Origin of the sequence: Mesorhizobium sp. M2A.F.Ca.ET.043.05.1.1 (genome assembly GCF_003952445.1) — a bacterium.
GTDB lineage: Bacteria > Pseudomonadota > Alphaproteobacteria > Rhizobiales > Rhizobiaceae > Mesorhizobium.
This window is the reverse complement of sequence record NZ_CP034446.1, coordinates 386,657-410,702: the sequence shown is the minus strand read 5'-3', so window position 1 is coordinate 410,702 and position 24,046 is coordinate 386,657. Positions and strand designations below refer to the sequence as shown.

26 protein-coding genes and 1 pseudogene are annotated in these 24,046 nt (G+C 63.2%); 13 read left to right on the top strand and 14 right to left on the bottom strand.

The features are described 5' to 3' along the window. The first annotated feature begins 220 nt into the window (after positions 1-220). Together EJ069_RS01950 and EJ069_RS01945 are read left to right on the top strand one after the other, a co-directional pair. Entirely contained in the window at positions 221-433 is a 213-nt protein-coding gene (locus tag EJ069_RS01950) for a cold-shock protein (RefSeq protein ID WP_027168154.1), read from the top strand. 324 nt (positions 434-757) lie between these two features. After that, positions 758-958, top strand: coding sequence for a hypothetical protein (locus tag EJ069_RS01945; RefSeq protein WP_126059826.1), 201 nt, complete (start codon positions 758-760; stop codon positions 956-958). A gap of 298 nt (positions 959-1,256) precedes the next feature. Here the strand turns inward: EJ069_RS01945 and EJ069_RS01935 are convergent, their stop codons facing one another. The 3 genes from EJ069_RS01935 to EJ069_RS01925 form a co-directional block, all read right to left on the bottom strand. Further along, positions 1,257-1,865, bottom strand: a complete 609-nt coding sequence (locus EJ069_RS01935; RefSeq protein ID WP_126059825.1) for a glutathione S-transferase family protein — start codon at positions 1,863-1,865, stop codon at positions 1,257-1,259. Positions 1,866-1,979: 114 nt separating this feature from the next. After that, positions 1,980-2,840: an EAL domain-containing protein gene (locus EJ069_RS01930; RefSeq protein WP_126059824.1), complete on the bottom strand. Its 861-nt coding sequence runs from the start codon at positions 2,838-2,840 to the stop codon at positions 1,980-1,982. Continuing rightward, positions 2,837-3,727 carry an EAL domain-containing protein gene (locus EJ069_RS01925; RefSeq protein ID WP_126059823.1) on the bottom strand — a complete coding sequence of 297 codons (891 nt, stop codon included), beginning with the start codon at positions 3,725-3,727 and terminating at the stop codon, positions 2,837-2,839. Before EJ069_RS01925 ends, EJ069_RS01930 begins: the two co-directional genes overlap by 4 nt. Positions 3,728-3,945: 218 nt before the next feature. Between EJ069_RS01925 and EJ069_RS01920 the strand changes: the two genes are divergently transcribed. Then, on the top strand, positions 3,946-5,148 hold the full coding sequence (locus EJ069_RS01920) for a pyridoxal phosphate-dependent aminotransferase (RefSeq protein WP_126059822.1): 1,203 nt from the start codon (positions 3,946-3,948) through the stop codon (positions 5,146-5,148). Positions 5,149-5,214: 66 nt separating this feature from the next. On the opposite strand, the gene EJ069_RS01915 is transcribed toward EJ069_RS01920, so the two are convergent. After that, complete coding sequence (locus tag EJ069_RS01915) at positions 5,215-5,610, bottom strand: cupin domain-containing protein (RefSeq protein ID WP_126059821.1); 396 nt, start codon at positions 5,608-5,610, stop codon at positions 5,215-5,217. A 308-nt stretch (positions 5,611-5,918) separates the two neighbouring features. On the opposite strand from EJ069_RS01915, the gene EJ069_RS01910 reads away from it, so the two are divergent. The 3 genes from EJ069_RS01910 to EJ069_RS01900 all read left to right on the top strand — a co-directional run bounded on the left by EJ069_RS01910 (position 5,919) and on the right by EJ069_RS01900 (position 10,912). Continuing rightward, positions 5,919-7,448 (top strand): EAL domain-containing protein, encoded by a 1,530-nt coding sequence (locus EJ069_RS01910; RefSeq protein WP_126059820.1) that lies wholly within the window; start codon positions 5,919-5,921, stop codon positions 7,446-7,448. A gap of 204 nt (positions 7,449-7,652) precedes the next feature. Then, complete coding sequence (locus EJ069_RS01905) at positions 7,653-9,701, top strand: elongation factor G (RefSeq protein WP_126059819.1); 2,049 nt, start codon at positions 7,653-7,655, stop codon at positions 9,699-9,701. 689 nt (positions 9,702-10,390) lie between these two features. Further along, positions 10,391-10,912 carry an isoprenylcysteine carboxylmethyltransferase family protein gene (locus EJ069_RS01900; RefSeq protein WP_126064607.1) on the top strand — a complete coding sequence of 174 codons (522 nt, stop codon included), beginning with the start codon at positions 10,391-10,393 and terminating at the stop codon, positions 10,910-10,912. On the opposite strand, the gene EJ069_RS01895 is transcribed toward EJ069_RS01900, so the two are convergent. Both EJ069_RS01895 and trxB read right to left on the bottom strand, forming a co-directional pair. Then, positions 10,906-11,802, bottom strand: coding sequence for a LysR family transcriptional regulator (locus tag EJ069_RS01895; protein ID WP_042646207.1), 897 nt, complete (start codon positions 11,800-11,802; stop codon positions 10,906-10,908). The two genes, EJ069_RS01900 and EJ069_RS01895, sit on opposite strands and share 7 nt — an antisense overlap. A 73-nt stretch (positions 11,803-11,875) precedes the next feature. Then, a complete protein-coding gene (trxB, locus tag EJ069_RS01890; protein ID WP_126059818.1) occupies positions 11,876-12,850 on the bottom strand; it encodes a thioredoxin-disulfide reductase in 975 nt (324 codons plus the stop codon). A gap of 232 nt (positions 12,851-13,082) precedes the next feature. Between trxB and EJ069_RS01885 the strand changes: the two are divergent. After that, positions 13,083-13,558: pseudogene (locus EJ069_RS01885) on the top strand (Lrp/AsnC family transcriptional regulator). Between the two features lie 69 nt (positions 13,559-13,627). On the opposite strand, the gene EJ069_RS01880 reads toward EJ069_RS01885, so the two are convergent. From EJ069_RS01880 to EJ069_RS01855, 6 genes are all read right to left on the bottom strand, one after another. After that, positions 13,628-14,257, bottom strand: coding sequence for an HAD family hydrolase (locus tag EJ069_RS01880; protein WP_126059817.1), 630 nt, complete (start codon positions 14,255-14,257; stop codon positions 13,628-13,630). Continuing rightward, positions 14,250-14,822, bottom strand: coding sequence for an SIS domain-containing protein (locus EJ069_RS01875; RefSeq protein ID WP_126059816.1), 573 nt, complete (start codon positions 14,820-14,822; stop codon positions 14,250-14,252). The genes EJ069_RS01880 and EJ069_RS01875 overlap by 8 nt, the downstream gene beginning before the upstream one ends. 7 nt (positions 14,823-14,829) lie before the next feature. Further along, positions 14,830-16,314, bottom strand: coding sequence for a D-glycero-beta-D-manno-heptose-7-phosphate kinase (gene rfaE1, locus EJ069_RS01870; protein ID WP_126059815.1), 1,485 nt, complete (start codon positions 16,312-16,314; stop codon positions 14,830-14,832). A gap of 152 nt (positions 16,315-16,466) precedes the next feature. Then, on the bottom strand, positions 16,467-17,099 hold the full coding sequence (locus EJ069_RS01865; protein WP_126059814.1) for a LysE family translocator: 633 nt from the start codon (positions 17,097-17,099) through the stop codon (positions 16,467-16,469). Between the two features lie 10 nt (positions 17,100-17,109). After that, entirely contained in the window at positions 17,110-17,523 is a 414-nt protein-coding gene (locus tag EJ069_RS01860; protein ID WP_189476134.1) for a hypothetical protein, read from the bottom strand. Beyond that, positions 17,516-17,752, bottom strand: a complete 237-nt coding sequence (locus tag EJ069_RS01855; protein WP_126059813.1) for a type II toxin-antitoxin system Phd/YefM family antitoxin — start codon at positions 17,750-17,752, stop codon at positions 17,516-17,518. The genes EJ069_RS01860 and EJ069_RS01855 overlap by 8 nt, the downstream gene beginning before the upstream one ends. Before the next feature lie 144 nt (positions 17,753-17,896). Here EJ069_RS01855 and rfaD point away from each other — a divergent pair, with 144 nt between their 5' ends. From rfaD to waaC, 3 genes are read left to right on the top strand one after another with little or no spacing between them, the layout of a single operon-like run. Continuing rightward, positions 17,897-18,844, top strand: coding sequence for an ADP-glyceromanno-heptose 6-epimerase (gene rfaD, locus EJ069_RS01850; RefSeq protein WP_126059812.1), 948 nt, complete (start codon positions 17,897-17,899; stop codon positions 18,842-18,844). Continuing rightward, complete coding sequence (gene waaF / locus EJ069_RS01845) at positions 18,817-19,824, top strand: lipopolysaccharide heptosyltransferase II (RefSeq protein WP_126059811.1); 1,008 nt, start codon at positions 18,817-18,819, stop codon at positions 19,822-19,824. Before rfaD ends, waaF begins: the two co-directional genes overlap by 28 nt. Further along, entirely contained in the window at positions 19,821-20,795 is a 975-nt protein-coding gene (waaC, locus tag EJ069_RS01840; protein WP_126059810.1) for a lipopolysaccharide heptosyltransferase I, read from the top strand. The genes waaF and waaC overlap by 4 nt, the downstream gene beginning before the upstream one ends. 188 nt (positions 20,796-20,983) lie before the next feature. Here the strand turns inward: waaC and greA are convergent, their stop codons facing one another. Further along, positions 20,984-21,457, bottom strand: a complete 474-nt coding sequence (greA, locus tag EJ069_RS01835) for a transcription elongation factor GreA (RefSeq protein WP_027168132.1) — start codon at positions 21,455-21,457, stop codon at positions 20,984-20,986. A gap of 52 nt (positions 21,458-21,509) precedes the next feature. On the opposite strand from greA, the gene EJ069_RS01830 reads away from it, so the two are divergent. After that, positions 21,510-21,743: a hypothetical protein gene (locus EJ069_RS01830; protein ID WP_126059809.1), complete on the top strand. Its 234-nt coding sequence runs from the start codon at positions 21,510-21,512 to the stop codon at positions 21,741-21,743. Here EJ069_RS01830 and EJ069_RS01825 read toward each other — a convergent pair. Continuing rightward, positions 21,721-22,269, bottom strand: coding sequence for a tetratricopeptide repeat protein (locus EJ069_RS01825; protein WP_126059808.1), 549 nt, complete (start codon positions 22,267-22,269; stop codon positions 21,721-21,723). The two genes, EJ069_RS01830 and EJ069_RS01825, sit on opposite strands and share 23 nt — an antisense overlap. A gap of 179 nt (positions 22,270-22,448) precedes the next feature. Here EJ069_RS01825 and EJ069_RS01820 point away from each other — a divergent pair, with 179 nt between their 5' ends. Beyond that, positions 22,449-22,874, top strand: a complete 426-nt coding sequence (locus EJ069_RS01820) for a DUF3775 domain-containing protein (protein ID WP_126059807.1) — start codon at positions 22,449-22,451, stop codon at positions 22,872-22,874. 75 nt (positions 22,875-22,949) lie between these two features. Beyond that, a complete protein-coding gene (locus EJ069_RS01815) occupies positions 22,950-23,999 on the top strand; it encodes an extensin family protein (RefSeq protein WP_126059806.1) in 1,050 nt (349 codons plus the stop codon). Positions 24,000-24,046: the final 47 nt, after the last annotated feature.

The following is a 24,046-nucleotide window of genomic DNA, read 5'->3' as shown; positions in this document are numbered from 1 at the left end:
ACTTCCGTGCGCCGCTTCCAAACACCTGAGGCTGCATGCCGTCAGCGCGCAAGCGAACGTCTTGTTTTCTTGTAAAAACTATCCTATATCCGGTGCATTGAATTTGGCCGATCGATCGGGCCGCGATCTTCGCGTTTGCTGACGTCTATCTCCAAAGTTTCGATACCGCCGGCCGGACGTTGGTCCGGTCAAACAAAAGCAAATGTGAAGGACTTTCTATATGGCAACTGGTACGGTCAAGTGGTTCAACGCCACCAAGGGCTACGGCTTCATCCAGCCTGACAATGGCGGCGCGGACGTTTTCGTCCACATCTCCGCTGTCGAGCGCGCTGGCATGACGAGCCTGGCTGAAGGCCAGAAAATCAACTTCGAGATCGAGCAGGACCGCCGCACCGGCAAGTCCGCCGCTGGGTCTCTGAGCAAGGCAGCCTGATTTGGCTTAAGCATTTTGCCGCGAGGCTAAACCGCCAAGCGCCGCGAAATGCGAGTAAGTAAGGCGCGCGCCGGACGAAGGTTTGGGGCGCGCGGCAAGTCACGGATGTACTGACGGTCGCGCGATAAGCGCGCCGGAGCGGAAAGACCGACAAGCTGGAACAGCAGATAGCTGCCAGCCCGGACAGGACGCTCCCGATCAGGCTACCGGCATAGGAAGGCGGGCATTGCCCGCCTTTTTTGTTGTCCGGATTTTGGCGAGTTGCTGGGTTGAATGGTTCCACTGGTGGTGCCATTTTGGCACCAATAGTGGTACCATTGGCTCATGACCAAACTCGAACAGATCGAAAAGTCCGTCGCCGAACTGAGCCCCGAAGAGCTGAAGGCCTTTGCCGCCTGGTTCGAGGCGCTGCAGGCTGATTTGTGGGATAAGCAGATCGAAGCCGACGCGAAGGCGGGACGGCTGAACAAATTGCTAGCCGAAGCCCGCGCCGAGATAGCTGCCGGCAAGTTGCGCGACCTGTGAGGCACCGCGCTACAGCGAGCTTTTGGACAAAATACAACTCTCTGCCGAAATCCATTCGTCGCGTAGCCGACAGAGCTTTGCGTTATTGAAAACTAATCCCCGACACCCGTCCCTGCATTTCAAAAAGGTGGGAGAACTCTGGTCGGCGAGAATAGACGACAATTACCGGGCCTTGGCCCTGGAAAGCGCCGATGGGTTCCACTGGATCTGGATCGGAAACCATGCCGAATACGATCGTCTCATTTAAATAGCGTTCGGCATTGAATAGCCGTGAGATGATCACAGCGTAGAGAAAGAATTACCCTACCCACTCGATCGGCACATGCCCCTTGTCCGCCTCGACCCGTTTCAGCCAGGCGGCGACGGCCGGATAGGCGTCGAGCTGAAAGCCGCCCTTCTCGGCCGTGTGGGTATAGGCGTAGAGCGCGATATCGGCGACGCTGTAAGAAGTACCCGCGAAGAATGGGTTCTGCTCCAGATGCTGGTTCATGACGCCCAGCGCCTTGTTGCCGCGCTCCAGCGTTAGCGCCAGCCGCTCGGGCGTGGCGTCCTTCGCCCGTTCCGGAAAGGTCAAAAGCGCCTTGCGCACGGCGATATAGGGCTCGTGGCTGTATTGTTCGAAGAACAGCCATTGGTAAGCCAGCGCGCGTTCGTATTTATCGGCCGGCAGGAAGCGCGTTCCCTCGGCGAGATAAAGCAGGATGGCGTTGCTCTCGGCGATGCGCCTGCCGTCGTCGAGTTCCAGCATCGGCACCATCGCGTTCGGATTCTTGGCGACGTAGTCGGGCTTGCGCGTCTCGCCGGTATGCGAGCTCACCTCGACCCGGGTGAAGGGGATGCCGAGCTTCGCCATCAACAGCCGCGGCTTGTAGCAATTGCCGCTGTCGGCCATGTCGTAAAGGATCATGCCTCTTGCCCTCTTCGAGTCTCGTGGGAACGCTCTAGCGCGCGCGGCTGGGTCGCATCCAGTGATTTGTTTTTGCGAAAAACCATCAGCGCCGCTGATAGGTCTTCCTGAGCATCAGCGTTGCTGGTGCAGCGGCACAACCTTGTTGCCGGCGTCGAGCAGGGCGTCGACGGAAAGCGGCTCTTCCTTGAAGATCGTGCCTGCGAGCGCCGGGCGGGCGAGATGGAAACCCTGCAGCAGGTCGGCGCCGCCCTCAAGCGCGACGCGCAAGTGCTGGGCGTTCTCGATGCCCTCGACCAGGACTTTGGCGCCCCGCTCCTGCAGCATGCCCACCAATGGCCGGAAGAAGCGCTCGGCGGCGGCGTGGCGGCAGAGCGCGCCGAACCAGGCGCCGTCGATCTTGACGATGTCGGGCGCGAGCAGATTGATACGCGCCTCGGTGGAATGTCCGGTGCCGAAATCGTCGATGGCGATACGGATGCCGTCGCGCCGCATTTCACGCACCAGGCTGGCAAGAACGCGATCGTCGGCCGCCTGTTCGGTGATCTCGCAGACCAGCAGGCCCGGCTCCAGCTCGAAATCGCCGAGATGCCTGGTCATCAGCCGGATTTCGGCCAGCGCCCGCCCGAGATGATCGTTGATCATCGGATTGTAGTTGAAGAACAGCGTGAGCCCCTCGAGGCCGATGTTGCGGTAGTTGCCGAGATGCAGCATCCGGCACATCGTTTCGACGAACAGCCGGTCGGATGCGGGAACGCTGTCGAAGAAGATCGATGGGGCCACCGGCTCGGCGATGCGGCGCGGCTCGATCAGCCCCTCGACGGCGACGGCCCTGAGCACCGTGTCCTCCGGGGCGAAGATCGGCTGATAGGCGCTCCACAGCCGGAATTCGCCATAGACGCCGAACTGGAGGCCGATCTCGTCGGCGAAGATCGCCTTGGCAACGTTGCGCCGCCTCTCCTGCCTTTCGTTCATGGCGCGACCTTGCGCCCAAATACCCTTGCCGGCCGCGACCGCTTCGCCGGAGCCGCAGGGCTTGCGGCAGCTGGCACCGTGCTCTCTTCAGCCGAAGACTGCACGAAGACACGAAAGCTGGTGGGAGCAAGTTCGGGCCGGGCAAGCACATAGCCTTGCACCATGGAAGCGCCGGCTTTCTCGGCAAGCTCCAGTTGCCAGCCTTCCTCGAGACCTTCGAAGACGGTGTGGATACCCTGGGTTTCGAAGCCCTTCACCATGGCCGTCAGCAACGCGAAGCCGGCGCCGGACTCCATCAGATGCGTGATCCACTGGGCATCGAACTTGACGATGTCGGGCTTCAGTTCCTGGATCCGGTGGATGTCGGATTCATCGGCGCCATAGTCGTCCACCGCGATGCGGAAGCCATTGGCCCTCAGCGCTTCGACAAAATCGTAGAGCGCTTCCTGCGAGGCCGACTTCTGCTCGGTAACCTCGCAGACGATGCGGCGCGGATCGATGCCGGCTTCGTGCAGCACCAGCCGCATATCGCGCAATGCCTTGTCGGCAATGCCGCGATCGGTGAAGACCGACGGGTCGAAATTGATGAAGATGGACGCCTCCTGCGGCAGGCAGGCACCGGCGTTCAGAAGATGCAGCGTGCGCGTCAGCGCCTCGATATGCAGCCGGTCGGCGGCCGGGCAGGTGCCGAAGAACGCCGCCGGCGACTGCGGCTCGCCGTCGCGGAACGGCCGGATCAGCCCTTCGAAGGCGGCGACCGATAGCTTGCCCTCCTTGAAGGCGAAGATCGGCTGGAACGCGCTTTGCAGCGTATAGATGCCCCAGACACCGGTCGAGGTGCCGTCATCATGACGGATGATGTGGGCAAGCCCGATGCTGCGCGACAAGGTTTCTCGCTCCGCGAATTGGCGCAATCCGATCTGCGATCCTGCCAGCCAAGGGTTTACCGGCCGTTGATGAATTTAGCGTTGCTGCTCACGCAGGCTGACTTTGGTCACGCCTCCTTGACCTCTGGCTCATCGCACAATGCTTGCGCTCCGCGCCATGATGCGACATGAGAGGCGCCGCGGCCGCTCCTGGCCGCTTCCCTAGGAGACTTTTTGTCATGGCCTTTCTCGCCGACGCCCTTTCCCGCGTTAAGCCTTCCGCGACCATCGCGGTGACGCAGAAAGCGCGCGAGCTGAAAAATGCCGGCCGTGACGTGATCGGCCTCGGCGCCGGCGAGCCGGACTTCGATACGCCCGACAACATCAAGAACGCGGCGATCGAGGCGATCCGCCGCGGCGAGACCAAGTACCCGCCGGTGTCGGGCATCGTGCCGCTGCGCGAGGCGATCGCGAAGAAATTCAAGCGCGAGAACAACCTCGACTACCGGCCCGAGCAGACCATCGTCGGCACAGGCGGCAAGCAGATCCTGTTCAATGCCTTCATGGCGACGCTGAACCCCGGTGACGAGGTCATCATTCCTCGTCCCTACTGGGTGAGCTACCCCGAAATGGTGGCGATCTGCGGCGGCACGTCGGTCTTCGCCGACACCTCGATCGACAACGGCTTCAAGCTGACGGCCGAGGTGCTGGAAAAGGCGATCACGCTGAAGACCAAATGGCTGCTGATGAACTCGCCGTCGAACCCCTCGGGCGCCGCCTACACGGAGGCCGAGCTTCGCGCGCTGGCCGACGTGCTGCTCAAGCATCCGCATGTCTGGACGCTGACCGACGACATGTATGAGCATCTGACCTATGGCGACTTCGTCTTCAAGACCATCGCCGAGGTCGAGCCGAACCTCTACGAGCGCACGCTGACGATGAACGGCGTGTCGAAGGCCTATGCCATGACCGGCTGGCGCATCGGCTACGCCGCCGGCCCGGTGCCGCTGATCAAGGCGATGGACATGATCCAGGGCCAGCAGACCTCGGGCGCCTGCACCATCGCGCAATGGGCTTCCGTCGAGGCGCTCAATGGCCCGCAGGATTTCATCGCGAAGAACAAGGCGATCTTCCAGGGCCGGCGCGACCTCGTCGTCTCGATGCTCAATCAGGCGCGCGGCATCTCCTGCCCCTCGCCCGAAGGCGCCTTCTACGTCTATCCGTCTTGCGCTGAGCTGATCGGCAAGAAGACGAAGTCCGGCAAGGTGATCGACACCGACGAAGCCTTCTGCTCGGAACTGCTCGACGCCGAAGGTGTGGCGGTGGTGTTCGGCTCGGCCTTCGGCCTCGGTCCGAATTTCCGCATCTCCTACGCGACCTCGGAAACCTTGCTGGAGGAAGCCTGCACGCGCATCCAGCGCTTCACCGCGTCCTTGACCTGAAGGGCGCGAGAAGCTCCGAACGCGAAGAACCCGGCGTCACGCCGGGTTTTTTGTCAGAGGCTTGTCTCAGCCGCCATATTGCTCCGGTGTCACCGCTTCCAGCCACTCCGCATGGACGCCGTCCATCGCCTCCTGCATGGCGATATGGGCCATGGCAGTTTTCCATCCGGCGCCGTGCCAGTGCTTCTCGCCCGGCGCGAAGGAGATGACGTCCCCTGCCCTGATCGTCTGGACCGGCTCGCCCCAGCTCTGGGCAAGTCCGGCGCCGGCCGTGACATAGAGCGTCTGCCCAAGCGGATGCGTGTGCCAGTAAGTGCGCGCGCCGGGCTCGAAACTGACCAGCGTCGCCCTCAGCCGCGCCGGCGCTTCTTTCTCGATGATCGGCGTCTGCAGCACCCGCCCGGTGAAATAGGCCTCCGGCGCGATGATCGTCGGCACGCTGCCGCACGCAATGATCTTCATCGTTCAGATCCTCGAACTCGTTGGTCGGACAAGCGGCCGCGCTCGGCCTCTCGTGGAGCAGTCTCCTCCTGCGGAGAGGCCATTGCAACGGCTTTAGGATGTTGCCGGCGCGGCAGCTCCGGTTGCGTGCTCAGGCACCAGGCAGCCTCTATATTATAATGTCTGAATACCGTCATAAATCATTGCTTTTTAACCATAAAATCGCCTCCTCGATCCAGCCGCCAGAGAACAGGTCAAGACGATCGTCGCGCTCAGCGTTTGTTAACGGCTGAGGTTCTAGCGATGGCGCGTGCTGTGGGGGCGCGGACATGAGTATCTTGGCGACAATCAAGGATCATAGCGGCCGTATCTATCGCGGCATCCAGGCTCTGCTCGTGATGAGCATCGCGGCCACCGGGCTCGCGGCTTTCGCGCTGACGGAGAACGCTTCCCGCGCCGGCGCGCTGACGATGTCGGCGGCATCGACCCTGATGGCGCTTCTGGTCTTGATGTATATGCGCTCGAGCGTCGTCCAGCGCCTGCAATCGGCGGAGGATGCCGAAGCCGAGAAGCACCGCTTTCTCACCGTCGATGCCATGACCGGCGCCATGACCCGGCGCTATTTCATCGAAGCGCTGCGCGACCGGCTGGGCGGCTTGCGCAACCGGCGCCAGGCATGCCTGCTTCTGATCGATCTCGATCATTTCAAGCAACTCAACGACACGTTCGGCCATCAGTTCGGCGACCTGGCGCTGGCGCATCTTGTCGGCGAAACGCAGCGCATCTTCGAGGACGGCGCAATCGGCCGGCTCGGCGGCGACGAGTTCGGCGTCATGGTTCCGCATGGGGACGTAGCCGTCATCAACAAGGACGTGCGCCGGCTGCTCGATGCGATGCGGGCCGGCAAAAGACATGAAGGCAAGATCATTCCGCTGTCGATCTCGGTGGGTGTGGCGCTTGCGCCGCTGCATGCCTCGAACGGTGCTGAGTTGATGCTGCTGGCCGACCTTGCGCTCTACGAAAGCAAGGCAGGCGGCCGCGGCCGCGTCACCGTCTTCGACGAGGAGATGCTGTCGGACAAACGCTATCGCCGACTGGTGGAACGCGAGCTGCGCGCCGCGATCTATCTCGGCGAGCTGGAACTGCACTACCAGCCGATCGTCGATCCCGACGGGTCGGTCGACGCGCTGGAGGGATTGATCCGCTGGCGCCATCCCGTGCGCGGCTTGATCTCGCCGGCGGAATTCATCCCGGTCGCCGAGCGCTCGACGCTGATCGACATGATCGGCGAATGGGTCTTCAAGCGCGCCTGTGCCGATATCGGGCATTTTCCCGGAAGGCGCATCTCGATCAACGTGTCCGGCGAGCAGCTGAAGCGCGACGAGATCGTGACGATGTGCGACAGGATCCTGCGCGAGACCGGCCGCTCCGCCTCGCAATTCATCATCGAAATCACCGAGACGGTGGCGACGGCCGCGACGCCCGAGGTACTGAGGCGCCTGGAGGCGCTACGCGGCCTCGGCTTCCACATCGCGCTCGACGACTTCGGCACCGGACATTGCGGTTTCAACTATCTGAAGTCGCTGCCCATCGACAGCGTCAAGATCGACCGCTCCTATATCCGCAGCCTCGCCCATGACCAGGTGGCGCAGATCTTCGTCTCGGCGCTTGCCCAGATCGCCCGCATCCAGGAGATCGCCATCGTCGCGGAAGGCGTCGAGACCGAGCAGGAATTCAGCCTCGCCCGAACAGCCGGCTGCAGCCGCTTCCAGGGCTATTTTTTCGGCAAGCCGGCGCCACGCGACAAGGCAAGCGCCTTGTGTGTCGCCGGCCGGGAGCCGTTCGCCCTCACGGCCTGACAAACCCAAGCCGGCGAAAATCCTATTTTTCTTGCCCTCCCGGCGAACCCGTGTGACGATGGGGCTTGGGAAGGGGTGGATAAACCCCGCCCGCGACGGCCGAACAGGCCGGCCGCCGCTCTGCACAGGGTGCGATCGGACGCAAAAACCGGTTTCCACTTTTGCTGATCGCTCTCTTGGGAAACGCCTGAGTGGAGGTCAGCCATGGGTACTCGCGCCGGAGGACGACGCACGGGACCGAAATGCATCGCCATAGTCGGTCCCTTTGCAAGCGGTAAGACGACACTTCTCGAAGCAATCCTCGCCCGCACGGGCGCCATACCTCGCCAGTCACCCGTTTCATCGGGCAACACCGTCTCCGATCATTCGCCCGAAGCCCGCGCCCACGCGATGAGCGTCGAGGCGACCTTCGCCACCACCGATTTCATGGGCGAGCAGATCACCTTCGTCGATTGCCCCGGCTCCATCGAATTCGCCTTCGAGGCCGAACCCGTGCTTGCCGCGTGCGACCTTGCGGTCGTCGTCGCCGAGGCCGACGAGAAGAAGATCCCGGCGCTGCAGCTGATCATGCGCAAGCTCGACGATCTCGCCATTCCGCGCATCCTGTTTCTGAACAAGGTCGACAAGGCGATTGCGGGCGTGCGCGAGACGCTGAAGATGCTGCAGCCGGCAAGCTCGGTGCCGCTGCTCTTACGCCAGATTCCGGTGCGCAAGGACGGCATCGTCATCGGCTCGATCGATCTGGCGCTGGAACGCGCCTACATCTATCGCGAATACGCCGAAAGCCAGGTCGCCGAGATCCCGAACGACGACAAGGCGCGCGAGCTGGAAGCGCGTTTCTCCATGCTGGAGACATTAGCCGATCACGACGATCACCTGATGGAGCAATTGCTGGAGGAGATCGAGCCGCCGAAGGACGCGATCTTCGATGACCTCTCGGCTGACCTGCGCGCCGGCGCGGTGACGCCGGTGCTGATCGGCACGGCCGAGAAGGGCAATGGCGTGCTGCGTCTGTTGAAGGCCATTCGCCATGACGCGCCGGATGTCGAGGCGACGAGGAAGCGCCTCGGCGCTCCGGAAAGCCAGACGGTGGTGCAGGTGATGAAGACCATCCACACGGCGCATGGCGGCAAGCTTTCGGTATCGCGCGTGCTTTCAGGCCAACTGGCCGACGCGGCCGAGCTTTTCCTTTCCAACGGCGACACCACGAAGGTCTCCGGCATCTACAGGATGCTCGGCAAGGACCAGATCAAGCAGACATCGGCCAAGGCGGGCGACACCGTCGCGCTCGGCAAGCTCGACAACGTCAAGACCGGCCAGACGCTGAGTTCGGCCAAAGGCGGTATCCGGCCACTGGTCACGCTCGAGCCGCCACAGCCCGTCTTCGCCTTCGCGCTTCGTCCCAAGGAGCGCAAGGACGAGGTCAAGATGTCGGCAGCGATACAGCGGTTGGCCGAGGAGGACCCTTCGCTCAGCCTGCGTCACAATCAGGATTCGGCCGAGACCGTGCTGTCGGGCCACGGCGAGATGCATCTGCGCGTGGTGCGCGAGCGCCTTGAGGGCAAGAACCAGATTCCGATCGAGGGCCATGCCCCGGCGGTGCCCTACCGCGAGACGATCCGCAAATCGGCGCAGCAGCGCGGCCGCCACAAGAAGCAGTCCGGCGGCCACGGCCAGTTCGGCGACGTGGTGATCGAGATCAAGCCGCTGCCGCGCGGCTCAGGCTTTCAGTTCTCCGACACCATCACCGGCGGCGTGGTGCCGAAGACTTACATCCAGTCGGTCGAGACCGGCATTCGCGACTATCTGAAGACCGGCCCGCTCGGCTTCCCGGTCGTCGACGTCGCCGTCAACCTGTCGGACGGCTCCTACCATGCGGTCGACTCCTCGGACATGGCCTTCCAGATGGCGGCCAAGCTCGCAATGAAGGAAGGCATGGCCACCTGCTCGCCGGTCCTGCTGGAGCCGGTGATGAAGGTCGAGATCGTCACGCCTTCCGACGCGACGTCGAAGATCATCGCGCTGATCCCGCAGCGGCGCGGCCAAATCCTCGGCTATGACGCGCGGCCCGACTGGCCGGGCTGGGACGTCGTCGAGGCGACCATGCCGCAGGCCGAAATCGGTGACCTGATCATCGAGCTGCGCTCGGCCACCGCCGGCGTCGCCAGCTACAAGGCAACCTTCGACCACATGGCCGAGCTCACCGGCCGGCTCGCCGACGAGGCGATGAACGCCAACGGCAAGGCCGCCTGAACAGCTCGGAGTGCCTGACGGGCTGTCCGCTGACGATATGAAAACGGCGTCCGGTTCACCCGGACGCCGTTTCAATTGCGGACCGTCTTCCTGGGAGGCAACGGCTGGTCCGCCGCATCCGGACAAATGGTTCGGACGCGGTAGCTGCCTGAGCCCGGCCATTTCGAGTGATGCCCCCATCTCTCGAACCGACCAACCGCGTCCTATGCTCTAGTTAAACCATAGACTGCGTCTGCGACATGTTACCCGATGTTACATGTCACTGTTACGTGTCGGATTCGGTCGTGTTTTTGCCGGCCCGAAGGCATGCGGGCAACAAAAAAGCCGGATCAATAAAGATCCGGCTGAGTTTGATTGGAAGTGCCGATTAGGGCTAACCTCCAGAGGGGAACACTCGAGGGCGCTAATGGGAGGAGAACGCGCCCCGGAGATGCCACTATATATGTGCTCATCATGCCCAAGAAACAAGCATCTATTTTGCAACACACGCATGCAAAAAGACGCAGGCTGTGGTCCAACCCATTCCAGAAAGCCATAGGACCAGGAAAATCGCGAATTTCGAGCCGTTTCCTGATCTAAAGCGACTGCTTAAATGCCAAATCAAGCAGATTTGCTCCGAAATATAGGCGACTCGGCAAATGATGCCGATTTCGGCATGCCGAGATTATTTTTGCGGCAGGAGATCGATGATGCGGACTTTTTCAGCAATCGCCGGCAGCGCCGTGTTTCTGGTGGTCGCGCCGGGCGTTGTCGCCGGACTGATGCCCTGGCTGCTGACCGACCATTATCGCAAACCTCAGGCGAATGTGCCGGGCTTCGTGGCCACGGGCTCTATTCTCGTGATCGTAGCAGCTGCGATCCTGCTGCACGCATTCGCCCGTTTTGCCCTCGAAGGGCTGGGCACGCCCGCTCCTGTGGCTCCGACGGAGAAACTGGTCGTGGGCGGCATCTACCGCCATGTCCGCAACCCGATGTACGTGGCCGTGCTGGCGATCATCCTCGGCCAGGTTCTCATCTTTTCAAGCTGGCCGGTGCTGCTCTATGGCCTGATCGCCGCGGCTGCGATGGTCTCGTTCGTCAAGCTCTATGAAGAGCCGACGCTCGCCCAACGCTATGGCGAAGAATACGAGGCCTACCGCCGCGCCGTGCCCGGCTGGCTGCCCCGGCTGACGCCATGGCGCGGGCAGCAGTCTCGGCCGGGCATTCAGTAAGACCAGCTGCGCGCCTTGGCGATAACGAAATCGCGAAAAACGTGGAGCTTCGCCTGGTTCTTCATCGCATCGGGATAGGCGAAATAGGTGTCGAAGGACGGCACCTCGGTCTCCGGCAGCAGCTGCACCAGGTTCGAGTCCTTGTTGATCACATAGTCCGGCAGCATGGCGATGCCCGCGCCGCCCTGCACCGCCCGCTTGATCGACAGGATGTCGTTGATCTGCAGTGTCGGCACCCGCTGCGCGCCCTCGAAATCGCCGACCGTCTCCAGCCAGTTCAGCTCCGACAGATGCGAAGGCACCGGCACGCCGAAGGTGACGATGCGATGGTTCCTGAGCTCCGCGATCGAGGCCGGCCTGCCGAACTTGGCGATGTAGGACGGCGCCGCGTAGAGGTGGAAATGCACCGTGAACAGCCGCCGCTGGATAAGGTCGGGCTGCTGCGGCTGGCGCAGCCGGATCGCGCAATCGGCCTGGCGCATGGTGAGGTCTAGCTCCTCATTGGCCAGGATCAGCTGCAGGCTGATCTCGGGATAGAGCTCGATGAATTCCTGCACGCGCTCGGTCAGCCAGCCGGCGCCCAGCCCCACCGTGGTCGTCACCCGGAGCACACCCGACGGGCGGTCCTTGGTCTCGGTGAGCCGCGTCTTGATGGTTTCCAGCTTCATCAGCACGTCATGCGCCGTGCGGAACAGCATCTCGCCCTGCTCGGTCAGCACCAGGCCACGCGCATGACGGTGGAAGAGTGCTACGCCGACATCATGCTCCAGCGCGCTGACCTGCCGCGAAATGGCCGATTGCGACAGATGCAGCGTCTCGGCGGCATGGGTGAACGACCCAGCCTCCGCCGCTGCGTGAAATACGCGTAGCTTGTCCCAGTCCAGCGCCATGATTCCCCTCGCGTTGCATTTGGCGTCTGAATGAAAAATCAGGCTTTTAAACGGCCCTTTTTCAGCCGATTTGTCACTCCGCCGCTTCGCGGTGAACCTCGATGCCAGCCAGATATTTTTCCGCCTCGAGCGCCGCCATGCAACCAAGCCCCGCGGCCGTCACCGCCTGGCGGTAGACATCGTCCGTGACATCGCCGGCGGCGAACACGCCGGGCACGTCGGTGCGAGTCGAATCGGGTGCCGTCCACAGGTAGCCGTTCGGCTTCTGCTTCAGCTTGCCGACGAACAGCTCGACCGCCGGTGCATGGCCGATCGCGACGAACACACCGTCGACCGGCAGCTTCGATTCCTGGCCGGTCACGACATTGCGCAGTGTCAGGCCTTCGACGGAAGGCGGCAGCGGCGCCTTGCCCGGACGTCCGGTGATCTCGTCCACCACCGTGTCCCAGATGACGCGGACATTGTCCTTCGCAAGCAGCCGCTCGCGCAGGATGCGCTCGGCACGGAAATCGCTGCGCCGATGGATGACGGTGACGCTTTTGGCGAGGTTCGACAGATAGAGCGCTTCCTCGACCGCGGAATTGCCGCCGCCGACCACCGCGACGTCCTTGCCGCGGTAGAAGAAGCCGTCGCAGGTGGCGCAGGCCGAAACGCCGAAGCCCATGAAGGTCTGCTCCGACGGGATGCCCAGCCACTTGGCCTGCGCGCCGGTGGCGATGATCAGCGCGTCCGCCGTGTAGACCGTGCCGGAATCGCCGGTGGCGCGGAACGGCCGCACATTGAGGTCGACCTCGGTGATGATGTCGTTGATGATATCGGTGCCGACATGCTCGGCCTGCGCCAGCATCTGGCTCATCAGCCAAGGGCCCTGGATCGGATCGGCAAAGCCCGGATAATTCTCGACGTCGGTGGTGATCATCAATTGGCCGCCCTGCTGCAGGCCGGCGACCAGCATCGGCTTCAGCATGGCGCGGGCGGCATAGATCGCCGCCGTATAGCCGGCCGGGCCGGAACCGATAATGAGAACGGGCGCATGTTTGGTGTTCATGAAAGTCCCCTGCGGCGCAAAGCCGTGGTTTTGTCGAGGTTAATGTAAGGGTTGCAAACCATGGCAGCAAGACGAACGGACCGTCGTCCCCGGAAAGCTGCCGTCAGCCGGATATTCGCAAAATCGCAGCTTTTGTTACCTCTAAAAATCGCGTCGATGAGGGGCTGGCGCGGACACAAAAGTCGTTTAATTACAAATTCGCGAAAGATTCTTGCGCAGAGCCGAGACAGCCATGCCGCTCAAAGCCGACCTCGACGCCATCGACTGGAAGATCCTGCGCGAATTGCAGAGCGACGGGCGCATGACCAATGTCGAATTGTCCAGCCGGGTCGGCATCTCGGCGCCGCCCTGCCTGCGCCGCGTCAGGCGGCTGGAAGAAGCCGGCATCATCCGCGGTTACCGCGCGCTCCTCAACGCGCCGGCGCTCGGCATGGATGTCGTCGCCTTCTGCCTGATCGGCCTGCATCACCAGGCCGATGCCGAGCTGAAGACCTTCGCCGAACGCACGCGCGGTTGGCCGATCGTGCGCGACGCCTGGATGGTCTCGGCGAATCCGATTTCCTGCTGCACTGCGTGGCAAGCGACCTCGGCACGTTCCAGACCTTCGTCATCGAGGAACTGGCCTCGGCCCCGAATGTGGACACGGTGCGCACCGCCTTGACCATCCGCCGAGTCAAGGATGAGGGGCTGGTGGCCTTTCAAACTTGATGTGCCGGCTTCTGGAAATTCCGCTGCAGAAACAACAGGCTTAACTTCAGGTCTTGAATCAACCTGCGATCAAAGCGATCGTATCGCAGTGAGCAGTCCACCAAGGTCCGTTGCGTCGCGCAACGGCAACACCGAAAGCCCGCCCATCATCGAGCCTTCGCCGTCGACAAGCCAGCCACTCGTGAGGCCGGCGCGCTGGCCGGCTTCCATATCCGCCAGCTTGTCGCCGACGATCAGTGATCGTTTCAAGTCCAGGCCGAGCTGCCGGCCTGCCTCCAGCAGCATGCCTGGATTGGGCTTGCGCATCGGATGATCGGCCATCGCCAGTAGACCGGTGCCGGCCTCGTGGTAGGCGCAAGCCAGCACCATGTCGACAAACGCGTTCTGTTCAGCCAGCAGGTCGAGCACGCGCCCGTTGACCCGGGCGAACGCGTCCCAGCCGAAATAGCCGCGCGCGATGCCGGACTGGTTGGTGACGACAACGACCGGAATGCCGCGCTCATTCGCGGCCGCGATGACCGGCGCGATGCCATCGCGCAGCGCCATGGCCGCCGGATCGTCGGGATAGCCGGTATCGAGATTGATCGTGCCGTCGCGATCGAGGAACAGCGCCGGCCAGCCGGCCGGAAAGGTCCGGTCACCAACCCGCTCGACCCAAAGGCCCGGCCGGGCCAGCGGAAAGCCTTCGCTCTCAGCCATTGCTGAGACGCGCTTCGACCGCCTCGCATAGATGGTGGTAGAGGCAGAGATGCCCCTGCTGGATGATCGGCGTCGAGGTCGACGGCACGTTGAGCAGGATGTCGGTCAGCGGCGCGAGCTTGCCGCCGGTGTCGCCGGTCAGGCTGATCACCGTCATGCCCATCATGCGCGCCTGCTCGGCGGCGGCAAGGATGCTTGGCGAATTGCCGCTGGTGGAAATCGCAAGCAGCACGGCGCCTTCCGATCCATGCGCCTCGACCTGGCGCGAAAAGACGGTGTCGAAGCCGTAATCGTTGCCCCAGGCGGTCAGCACCGCGGCGTTGGCCGGCAGCGCGATGACGTTGTAGGCCTTGCGCTCCTTCAGGAAGCGGCCGACCAGCTCGCCGGCGATGTGGATGGCATCGCTGGCCGAGCCGCCATTGCCGCAGATCAGCAGCGCCTTGCCTTGCGCAAGCGCGGTTACGACCGAGCCCACCGCGCGCTCCATCTCGCCGGTGAGGTTGCGCTCGACCATTGCCGAGATCGCCGCCGCGGAGCGGACCAGATAGTCGTTCAAATCGGACATGAGATCCTCAGTTTGCGGCACGCAGCTTGCCGATCGTGTTCGTCGTGCTCTTGCCGGCGACGAGGTCGACCAGCACCACGCGCCCGCCCGCTTTCTGCACCACATCGGCGCCGACCACGGTCTCCATCGTGTAATCCGCGCCCTTGACCAGGATGTCGGGCAGCAGCGCCTCGATCAGCTTGAGCGGCGTGTCTTCCTCGAAGACGACGACGGCGTCGACCGAGGCAAGCGCTGCCAGCACGCAGGCGCGGTCATGCTGGTTGTTGACGGGACGCCCCGGCCCTTTCAGCCGGCGCACCGAATCGTCGCTGTTGAGGCCGAGCACCAGCCGGTCGCACTGGCTGCGCGCGGCATGCAGCAGGCTGACATGGCCGGCATGCAGGATGTCGAAACAGCCATTGGTGAAGCCGACTGTAAGCCCCTCTTCCTTCCATGCCGCCACCATCCTGGCCGCGGCATTGGCGTCAAGAATGGCATCGGTATGAGCCGTCGGCCCATGCGAGCGGAACAGCGCGCCGGACAGTTCCTCGACATTCAGCCGAGCGGTGCCGCGCTTTCCCACCACGACGCCGCCGGCCGCATTGGCGATGACGGCGGCATGCACCCGGTCGGCGCCGGCGGCAAGCGACAGCGCGAAGCTCGCAATGACCGTGTCGCCGGCACCGGAAACGTCGAACACTTCGCGCGCCTGGGTGGAGATGTGGCGCGCATCCTCGGCGGAGACCACGCTCATGCCCTTCTCGCTTCGCGTGGCGACGATGAACTCGAAATCATGCTCGGCGATCAGGTCGCGCGCAGCGGCCACGACCTCGTCATCGCCGAACACCTTGCGCCCGACCGCTTCGCCAAGCTCCTTGCGGTTCGGCGTCACTGCCGTGGCGCCGGCATAGCGCGCGTAGTCGCGCCCCTTCGGATCGACCAGCACCGGCTTGCCGGCATCGCGGCAGATCGCGATCAGCTCGCCGGCGACGCCGTCGAGCAGGATGCCCTTGCCGTAATCGGAAAGGATCACGATGTCGGCGCGGCCAAGCGCGGCCTGGAAATGATCGATGAGCTTCGCCCGCTCGGCGGAGCTGAGCGGCTTGATCTCTTCCTCGTCGAAGCGCAGCACCTGCTGGTTGAGCGCGCTGAAGCGGCTTTTCGACGAGGTCATGCGGTCCTGGCGCTGCAGAAGCCCGTCCGTGTCGACGCCGATCTCGCCGAGCATGCGCATCAGATTGTTGCCGGCCTGGTCGGCGCCGATCACCGAGACGGGTATCGCGGCCCCGCCTAGCGAAACGATGTTGGAGACGACGTTGCCGGCGCCGCCCATGTTCAGCGTTTCGCCCCGTCCATGCAGCACGGGGATCGGGGCTTCCGGCGAGATGCGCTCGATCACGCCGCTGACGAAACGGTCGAGAATGAAATCGCCGACCACCAGCACGGTGACCTCGCCGAACCGGGCGATGGTGCGATGCAAAGGTTCCGGAGAGGGCGGATTGTGCTTGATCATCTCGCTCGACATATGCCTGAAAAAGGCAGGACTTGATTAGGTTTCAGCGCCGGAATTGTGGCGCACCTCGCTCAACGCGATGCGGATATACCGCAATTGGGGCGAGCGCAACGGCAGGCCCCGATTGGCTGCGGCCGAAACCAGCTGTGCAATCAGCTTCTCTGCAGGGCCACGTGGACGCCGAGGCCGACCAGCACGGCACCGCCTGCGCGCTGCATCAGCCGCTGCGCGCGCCCAGAACGCCGCAGCCGGGCGATAATCGCGCCGGCGAGGAATACGCAGACTATATCGGCGGAGGAAAACATCAGATTGACGATGGTTCCAAGCACGACGAACTGCAGCCAGACCGGGAACGCCGCCGAGGCATCGATGAATTGCGGCAGGAACGCCATGAAGAAGATCGCCGTCTTCGGATTGAGCACCTCGACGGTGATGCTTTCGAAAAAGGCGCGCCGCGCCGATTTCCGCTCGATGGCCGGCAGAGCCGTATCGCCGCCCGTCCGTTTGCGGATCATTGAGACGCCGAGCCAGATCAGATAGAGCGCGCCGCCGAGCTTGACCGCCAGATAGAGCGGCGGCACGGCGTGGAACAGAACGGACAGGCCTGCGGCCGCCGCGAAGACATGCACATAGCCGCCGAGATGAATGCCGAGAGCCGCCGTCAGCCCCGACCAGCGGCCCCGCGCCATCGTCTGCGCGGCGGCGTAAAGCATGGCGGGACCAGGGATATAGGCGAAGATCGCGGTGGTGGCGAAGAACGCGATGAGCAGTTCGGTCGATGGCATTCTTGGTCCCTTAGTCCGCACGGGGGATGGCTTTGGATTGGCCTTTGCGGACAACCGCAATGAAAGCAACCATGACTTTCTTGTGGAATGACGGACTGAACGCGCCTATGCGCGCGCCCGGTTCGAAGTAAGCCGACGATTCCAGGATATCGTGGTTGTACTCATCGACTATGACCCAAAGAGGGATGGGGTCAAGGCTGGCGCGGCGGCGTTCAATTTCCGGAATGGCAACGGCGACACGATCGCGCCCCGGCTGCGTGGAGGTGATTGCGAGGATGAAGAGGTTAGTGCCGCCGGCTTTCCCGGGAAGAACGGCCACGAAGGCGACGGGCCGTTTCTTGCGGCCTTCAGTCTCGCCGTCTCCCTGCTGGCGATACCACAGATATGGATATCGCCAGATGTCGGCGGCAACCGGCTTAGTCACGATCCAACTCGGCAGCGTACTCCTCGAGCATCTCGACATGCTCTAACGGGGCGTCCTTGGCGGCGTAGGCACGGCGGCTGTCGTTGACGAAGCGAGCCTCATAGGCCTCGATGCTCATCAGGACGTATCTCGGCTTATTGTGACGAGTGATGGAGACAGGCTGCTGGCTGGCAGCCGCAAGAACATCACCGAGATTCTGTTTCAAATCAGTCGACGGGTACTGTTTCATGACACGCTCCGTTTTGTACATAATAGACAAAACAGGCGGAATAGACAAGATCGGCACTCCTCAATGCGGGACGGCACCAGCTTTATCGACACTCACACCAGCCTCCCCTATAAGAGCCGGAATCTCAAGCGGACAGAGGGCCCCATGATCATCGTTACGGGCGGCGCTGGTATGATCGGCTCCAACATCGTCGCCGCTCTCAATGCCGAGGGGCATGACGACATCGTCGTGGTCGACGATCTCACCGACGGCCACAAGATCGCCAACCTCGCCGACCTTCGCATTGCCGACTATCTCGACAAGGACGATTTTCTCGCCCAGCTCGAGAACGGCGCGCTCGGCCGCATCGAGGTCGTCTTCCATCAGGGCGCCTGCTCGACCACCACCGAGTGGAACGGCAAGTTCATGATGGACGTGAACTACACCTATTCGAAGCGGCTCCTGCATGCCTGCCTCGACCTGCGCGTGCCCTTCCTCTATGCCTCCTCCGCATCCGTCTATGGCGGCGGCAGCGAGTTCCGCGAGGAGCCCGAGTTCGAGCGCCCGCTCAACGTCTATGCCTATTCGAAGAAGCTGTTCGACGACTATGTCCGCCGCAAAGTCGACGCCGACCATTCGCAGGTGACGGGCCTGCGCTACTTCAACGTCTACGGACCGCGCGAGGCGCACAAGGGCGCCATGGCGTCCGTCGCCTTCCATCTCTTCAACCAGGTCGAGCGCGGCGAAAATCCGAAACTCTTCGGCGCCTATGGCGACTTCGGCCCGGGCGAGCAGAGCCGCGACTTCATCCATGTCGGCGATGTCGCCGACGTCAATCTGTGGCTTTGGAAAAAGGGCCAGAGCGGCATATTCAACTGCGGCACCGGCCGCGCCCAGCCGTTCCGCGCCATCGCCGAAACGGTGATCGACACGCTGGGCAAGGGCGAGATCGAGTTCATCCCCTTCCCCGACCATCTCAAGGGCAGCTACCAGAGTTTTACGCAGGCTGATATGTCCCGCTTGCGCGCGGCCGGCTACAATGGCCAATTCCGCACAGTCGAAACCGGCGTCAGGGACTATGTCGAATGGCTGAAGGCCCAACGATCCTCGTGATCGGCCCACGCTGGGTGGGCGACATGGTCATGGCGCAGTGCCTGTTTGCGGCGCTGAAGGAAAAACATCCGCGCGCGGCCATCGATGTGCTCGCGCCGGCCTGGGCAGCGCCTTTGGTCAAGCGCATGCCCGAGATACGCAGCCAGATCGATTTTCCGCTGATGCCGGGCGCGCTCGAATTCCGCAGCCGCAGGCGCTTCGGCCGCCTGCTGCGCGGCCGCTACGACATGGCCTATGTGCTGCCGGGGAGCTGGAAATCGGCGCTGATCCCGTTCTTTGCCCGCATCCCGCATCGTGTCGGCAATCTGCGCGAAATGCGCTATGGCCTGCTGACCGACATCGTGCCGCTGCCGGAAGCGCTGAAGCGGCGCACGGCGCGCGCCTATTTCGGCCTCGCGCGCGGCGGCACGTTTCGCGCGCCTAAGCTTACCGTCGACAAGGCCAACCAAGCCGATCTGCTGGCGCGGTTCGGGCTGACGGGAAGAAAATTCGTGGCGCTCATGCCCGGCGCCGAGTTCGGCCCGGCAAAACGCTGGCCGAGCGATCACTATGCCGGGCTTGCCCTTGACATGATGGCAAAGGGTCTGGGCGTCGTGCTGCTCGGCTCGAAGAACGATGCCGGCGTGACCGGGGAGATCGCGACGCTCGCGCCCGGCGCCATCGACCTTGCCGGCAAGACCCGGCTGGAGGACGCCATCGACCTGATCGCCGCGGCGAAGCTTACGGTCTCGAACGACAGCGGCCTGATGCATGTCGCGGCAGCCGTCGGCACGCCCATCGTCGCCGTCTACGGTTCGACCTCGCCGGAAAACACGCCGCCGCTCAGCGAGCGCTCCGAACTGATCTGGCTGCATCTGTCCTGCTCGCCCTGCCATAAGAAGTTCTGCCCGCTCGGGCACCTCAACTGCCTGAAGACGCTCGATGTCGCGCGCGTCACTGCCGCGGCCGACCGCCTGCTCAAGGTTCCGGCGGCCGCATGAAAGTGCTGATCGTCAAGACATCGTCGATGGGCGATGTCATTCACACGTTTCCGGCCGTCGAGGACGCGGTGCGCAACCGCCCCGATATCAGCTTCGACTGGTGCGTGGAGGAGCCGTTTGCCGGCATCGTGGCCTTGCATCCGGCGATCGGAGCGATCCACAAGGTGGCGGTCCGGCGTTGGCGCAAGAGGCTTTTCGACGGCGGCACATGGCGTGAGATAGCCGGTTTGCGCCGAGCGCTCCGTGCCTCCCGCTACGATCTTGTCATCGACGCGCAAGGCTTGCTGAAGTCGGCCCTGGTCGCCATCCAGGCCGGCGCGCCGATTGCCGGCTTCGATCGCGCCAGCGCCCGTGAGCCTTCGGCGACGTTGTTCTATCAGCGCAAATACGCCGTGCCGCGCGATCTGCATGCTATCGAGCGCACCAGGCGGCTGTTCGGCCTGGCGCTGGGCTACCAGCCTGACCTGTCGGCGCTCGAGTCCGGCATCGTGCCGCCAGCGGGCGCGCTACCCGGCGTTGAAGGCAAAACCGCTTTCCTGCTCCACGGCACCAGCCGCGAGGACAAGAAATGGCCGGCCGAGGACTGGATCGGAACCGCGCGTGAGCTGGCCGACCGGCAATTCACGCCGGTGGTCACATGGTCGAATGAGGCGGAAAAGAAGGTGGCAGAGGCCATCGCCGGTGCCGTGCCAAAGACGGTGCTGGTTGCGAAATCGCCGCTCGCGGACGTCGCCGCGATCCTCGGCCGCTCGACGCTGGTCATCGGCGCCGACACCGGCCTCACCCACCTCGCCAGCGCCTTCGGCCTCCCGACCGTCGCTATCTTCCTGGCAACGGAGCCCGGTCTCACCGGCCCGCGCGGAAAGTTTGCATCGACCTTGCTTGCGCCAGCTGGCGGCATGGTCACGCCGGCTGAGGTGGTGGCCGAGGCTGAGCGCCAGCTGGCGCTCAGATCAGACGCGCCAGCTTAGACCGCGGCTGCTTCGTCACGGAGGCTTCAGCCAATTCCGAACGTTTGCAATGGATCCGCAGCGAGCCGGCTCAGAAATCGACGCAAGAACATGATCTCGAAAAGTGAGAACCGAAAGATCATGTTCCAACAAAGAGTTAGATCAGGATGACAATTCAATGAAACGTCATCCCGATCTGGCGAAGCGCACTAAATGAACTGCACCTGGACGATCTCGTACCCCCGGGCGCCGCCGGGAGCGTTGACCTCGATGGCGTCGCCGACTTCCTTGCCGATGAGCGCTCGCGCGATCGGCGATGAGATCGAGATGCGGCCGGACTTCACGTCGGCTTCCTGGTCGCCGACGATCTGATAGGTCTTCTTTTCCTCGGTGTCCTCGTCGACGAGCACGACGGTCGCGCCGAACTTCACCTTGTCGCCGGAAAGCTTGGAGACGTCGATGACCTCGGCGCGCGCGATCAGATCCTCGAGCTCGTTGATGCGGCCTTCATTGTGGCTCTGCGACTCCTTGGCCGCGTGATATTCGGCATTTTCGGACAGGTCGCCATGCGAGCGCGCTTCGGAGATCGCCTCGATGATCCGCGGACGCTCCTCTTGCTGGCGCCAACGCAGTTCTTCCTTCAATGACGCGAACCCCTCGCCTGTCATCGGGACCTTGATCATATGCCTGACCTTTCCTGCCGCCACCCCCGCTTTTCGGGAGCAGCCTTGTCAAATGGGTACAAAAAGAAAACGGTCCGGCAGCCTCGGGCTAACGGAACCGTTTCACCGCAATTTCCCTGAATATAGCGATCTTGGCGCGATTTTCACGTGCAAAAATGAAGTTTGGCGAAATGATCACCGCTTTCGCGCACGCCAGCCGGCGGTGAACAACAAAAAGCCGGCTACGATTGCTCGCAGCCGGCCCGAAGAGCTTGAAGCCTTGTTCAGCTCCGCAGGAAATGATTGATCTGCTCGGACAGCATGCCGTATTCGCGCGAGCCCGTGCCGGTCCGCTTTTCGATTTCCTTGAGCTGTTCCTGAGCGCCGGCGAGATCGCCGATCTGCAGATGCGCTTCGCCGAGATACTCGCGCACCAGCGTGTAGTTCGGGTCGATGCGCAGCGCTTCCTCGTAGTAGCCGAGGCCGACGGTGACGCGGCCCGAATGGCGATGCGAATAGCCGAGATAGTTGAGGATGCGCGGATCCTGCTTGTTGGCGGCGAGCGTCAGCACCGAGATCGCCTCGTCATAGCGCCCGGCCATCGCCAGATCGTGGCCGGCCTCATAAATGCTGTCGTCGTCCAGCATGCCATATTGCGGCTTCACGCATTTGTTCTTCTTCTTGTCCCAGACCTCGCCCTTCTTGCAGGTGGTGGTCGTCTGGCCACCGCTGCCGCCGGCGCTTCCCCCACCTTCACCGGCCGCAAAAGCCGGGGCAACGAACAGCGGCAGCGCCGCAATGGCCATGACTTGAACAAGCAATCGTCTGCGCATCGATGCCTCCGTGAGCGTGACAATGGCAGACTAACGCCGGCCCGATCCGGTTTCATCCCGAAAAGCCGTCGTCCTGCCGAACTATTTTGGACGACCCGAAAGAGAGCCTTGCCTCCGGACGTGACGCGCGCTGCAAATCCGCTATCATCGGGGCCACGCGCATCACGTGGAGAAGGACCGTGCAGCAGCGCCGCGAGAAGGAGTGGGAACTTTCGATCGACCCGGACACGGTGCGCCTGTTCATTCTCAAGGCCAAGGCGCTGAGCGCCGCCGTCAACGAGGACTATGACGACGGCGCCGAGCATGAGGTCGAGTTCGACGGCGACGCGCATGCCAGCCATCACCATGACGGCCTTGTCGAGGAGGCCGCGGAAAACCTCACCGAGGAAGAATTCCGCGAGCTGATCAACGATCTTAACATCGACGAAGCGGCCGAGTTGATCGCGCTCGCCTGGGTCGGGCGCGGCGACTATGACGCATCCGAATGGGCTGACGCGGTGGCTGCCGCCAGGGAGCGCCCAAGGAAGCGCACGGCCAAATACCTGCTCGGCCTGCCGATGCTTGCCGACTGGCTGGAGGAAGGCCTTGAAGCCATCGGCGCGTAACGCGCCGGTAACCGATTGTGATCGGCAAGGCCGGCGGTGCAGGCAACTTCGCGACGCGATTGCCGTTTCGGGGCGATGGCAACGCTGAGCATTTCCGGATTGTGCAGATTGGCGTTGCCTTTGGCGGCGGCAGCCTTGTTGGTAACGCCGGCCACGGCCGCCAAGCATCATCACCGCCACAAGAGACACTTACCGCCGGCCAGCGAGAGCGCCGCTCCGGTACCGGAGACGCCGCAAACGACACCGGCGCCAGGCTCGCGTCCTCAGGATATGGAAAACCGTGCCGACAAGTCCGGGCAAGGCAAAAGCCGCCTCGACAGCAACGACGACTTCCTCAACCAGGAGAAGTCGCATCCGAAATGGGGCGCCCGCCCGCCGCGTGCGAAGGGCGCTCAATCTGGGGCGCGGGCGGAGCCCGAACCGCAAACGCCGGAGATTGTCCCCACGCCGACCGAAAAACCCGCCGAACTGGAGCCGGAGCCGCCGGAAACCGCGCCGCACCCGCCGGAAAAGCCGGCCGATGCCGGCGAGGAAAAGATGCTTCCCGATCCCCGCTCGGCCGATGTACCGGCCGACAAGATGCCGGCCGAGGAAACCGCGTGTCGGGAACGGCTGAAGGCGCTGGGCGTCGAGTTCGAGGAGCACAAGGCCGAGCACGATGCGGAAATCGGCTGCTCGATTCCCTATCCGATAATCTTGAAGACGCTCGGCAGATCCATCGGCGTCAGTCCCGGCACCGAGCTCAATTGCCCGATGGCCGAGGCAGCGGCTCGCTTCATGGCCGATGTCGTCCAGCCCACGGCAAAGGCCGAACTCGGCGCCGATTTGAAGACGGTCAACCAGGCCTCGGCCTTCGTCTGCCGTCCGCGCAACGGCACCCGCAAACTGTCGGAACACGCCTTCGGCAACGCGCTCGATATCGCGAGCTTCACCTTGTCGGACGGGAGCAAGATCGAGGTCAGGCCGGCGCCTCTGGAAAAAGATGCGAAGTTCCTCGACGCGGTGCGCAAGGCCGCCTGCGGACCGTTCAAGACGGTGCTTGGGCCGGGCGCCGACGCCGACCATGCGCTGCATTTTCATCTCGACCTGGAACCGCGACGTCACGGCGGCACCTTCTGCCAATAGGCACAATTCCGGAAGTTCGGTCGCGTCCCCGGCAAGAACAGCGCCGC

Bases quoted from the DNA above. Each gene is read 5' to 3' on its own strand.
- greA (WP_027168132.1), bottom strand. From the start codon at position 21,457: ATGATCAAGGTCCCGATGACAGGCGAGGGGTTCGCGTCATTGAAGGAA.
- EJ069_RS01930 (WP_126059824.1), bottom strand. From the start codon at position 2,840: ATGAACGAAAGGCAGGAGAGGCGGCGCAACGTTGCCAAGGCGATCTTC.
- EJ069_RS01825 (WP_126059808.1), bottom strand. From the start codon at position 22,269: ATGCGCAGACGATTGCTTGTTCAAGTCATGGCCATTGCGGCGCTGCCG.
- EJ069_RS01900 (WP_126064607.1), top strand. From the start codon at position 10,391: ATGCGGACTTTTTCAGCAATCGCCGGCAGCGCCGTGTTTCTGGTGGTC.
- waaF (WP_126059811.1), top strand. From the start codon at position 18,817: ATGGCTGAAGGCCCAACGATCCTCGTGATCGGCCCACGCTGGGTGGGC.
- EJ069_RS01935 (WP_126059825.1), bottom strand. From the start codon at position 1,865: ATGATCCTTTACGACATGGCCGACAGCGGCAATTGCTACAAGCCGCGG.
- EJ069_RS01905 (WP_126059819.1), top strand. From the start codon at position 7,653: ATGGGTACTCGCGCCGGAGGACGACGCACGGGACCGAAATGCATCGCC.
- EJ069_RS01895 (WP_042646207.1), bottom strand. From the start codon at position 11,802: ATGGCGCTGGACTGGGACAAGCTACGCGTATTTCACGCAGCGGCGGAG.
- EJ069_RS01875 (WP_126059816.1), bottom strand. From the start codon at position 14,822: ATGTCCGATTTGAACGACTATCTGGTCCGCTCCGCGGCGGCGATCTCG.
- EJ069_RS01915 (WP_126059821.1), bottom strand. From the start codon at position 5,610: ATGAAGATCATTGCGTGCGGCAGCGTGCCGACGATCATCGCGCCGGAG.
- waaC (WP_126059810.1), top strand. From the start codon at position 19,821: ATGAAAGTGCTGATCGTCAAGACATCGTCGATGGGCGATGTCATTCAC.
- EJ069_RS01920 (WP_126059822.1), top strand. From the start codon at position 3,946: ATGGCCTTTCTCGCCGACGCCCTTTCCCGCGTTAAGCCTTCCGCGACC.
- EJ069_RS01950 (WP_027168154.1), top strand. From the start codon at position 221: ATGGCAACTGGTACGGTCAAGTGGTTCAACGCCACCAAGGGCTACGGC.
- rfaE1 (WP_126059815.1), bottom strand. From the start codon at position 16,314: ATGATCAAGCACAATCCGCCCTCTCCGGAACCTTTGCATCGCACCATC.
- rfaD (WP_126059812.1), top strand. From the start codon at position 17,897: ATGATCATCGTTACGGGCGGCGCTGGTATGATCGGCTCCAACATCGTC.
- EJ069_RS01815 (WP_126059806.1), top strand. From the start codon at position 22,950: ATGGCAACGCTGAGCATTTCCGGATTGTGCAGATTGGCGTTGCCTTTG.
- trxB (WP_126059818.1), bottom strand. From the start codon at position 12,850: ATGAACACCAAACATGCGCCCGTTCTCATTATCGGTTCCGGCCCGGCC.
- EJ069_RS01910 (WP_126059820.1), top strand. From the start codon at position 5,919: ATGAGTATCTTGGCGACAATCAAGGATCATAGCGGCCGTATCTATCGC.
- EJ069_RS01865 (WP_126059814.1), bottom strand. From the start codon at position 17,099: ATGCCATCGACCGAACTGCTCATCGCGTTCTTCGCCACCACCGCGATC.
- EJ069_RS01830 (WP_126059809.1), top strand. From the start codon at position 21,510: ATGGGTACAAAAAGAAAACGGTCCGGCAGCCTCGGGCTAACGGAACCG.
- EJ069_RS01880 (WP_126059817.1), bottom strand. From the start codon at position 14,257: ATGGCTGAGAGCGAAGGCTTTCCGCTGGCCCGGCCGGGCCTTTGGGTC.
- EJ069_RS01945 (WP_126059826.1), top strand. From the start codon at position 758: ATGACCAAACTCGAACAGATCGAAAAGTCCGTCGCCGAACTGAGCCCC.
- EJ069_RS01855 (WP_126059813.1), bottom strand. From the start codon at position 17,752: ATGAAACAGTACCCGTCGACTGATTTGAAACAGAATCTCGGTGATGTT.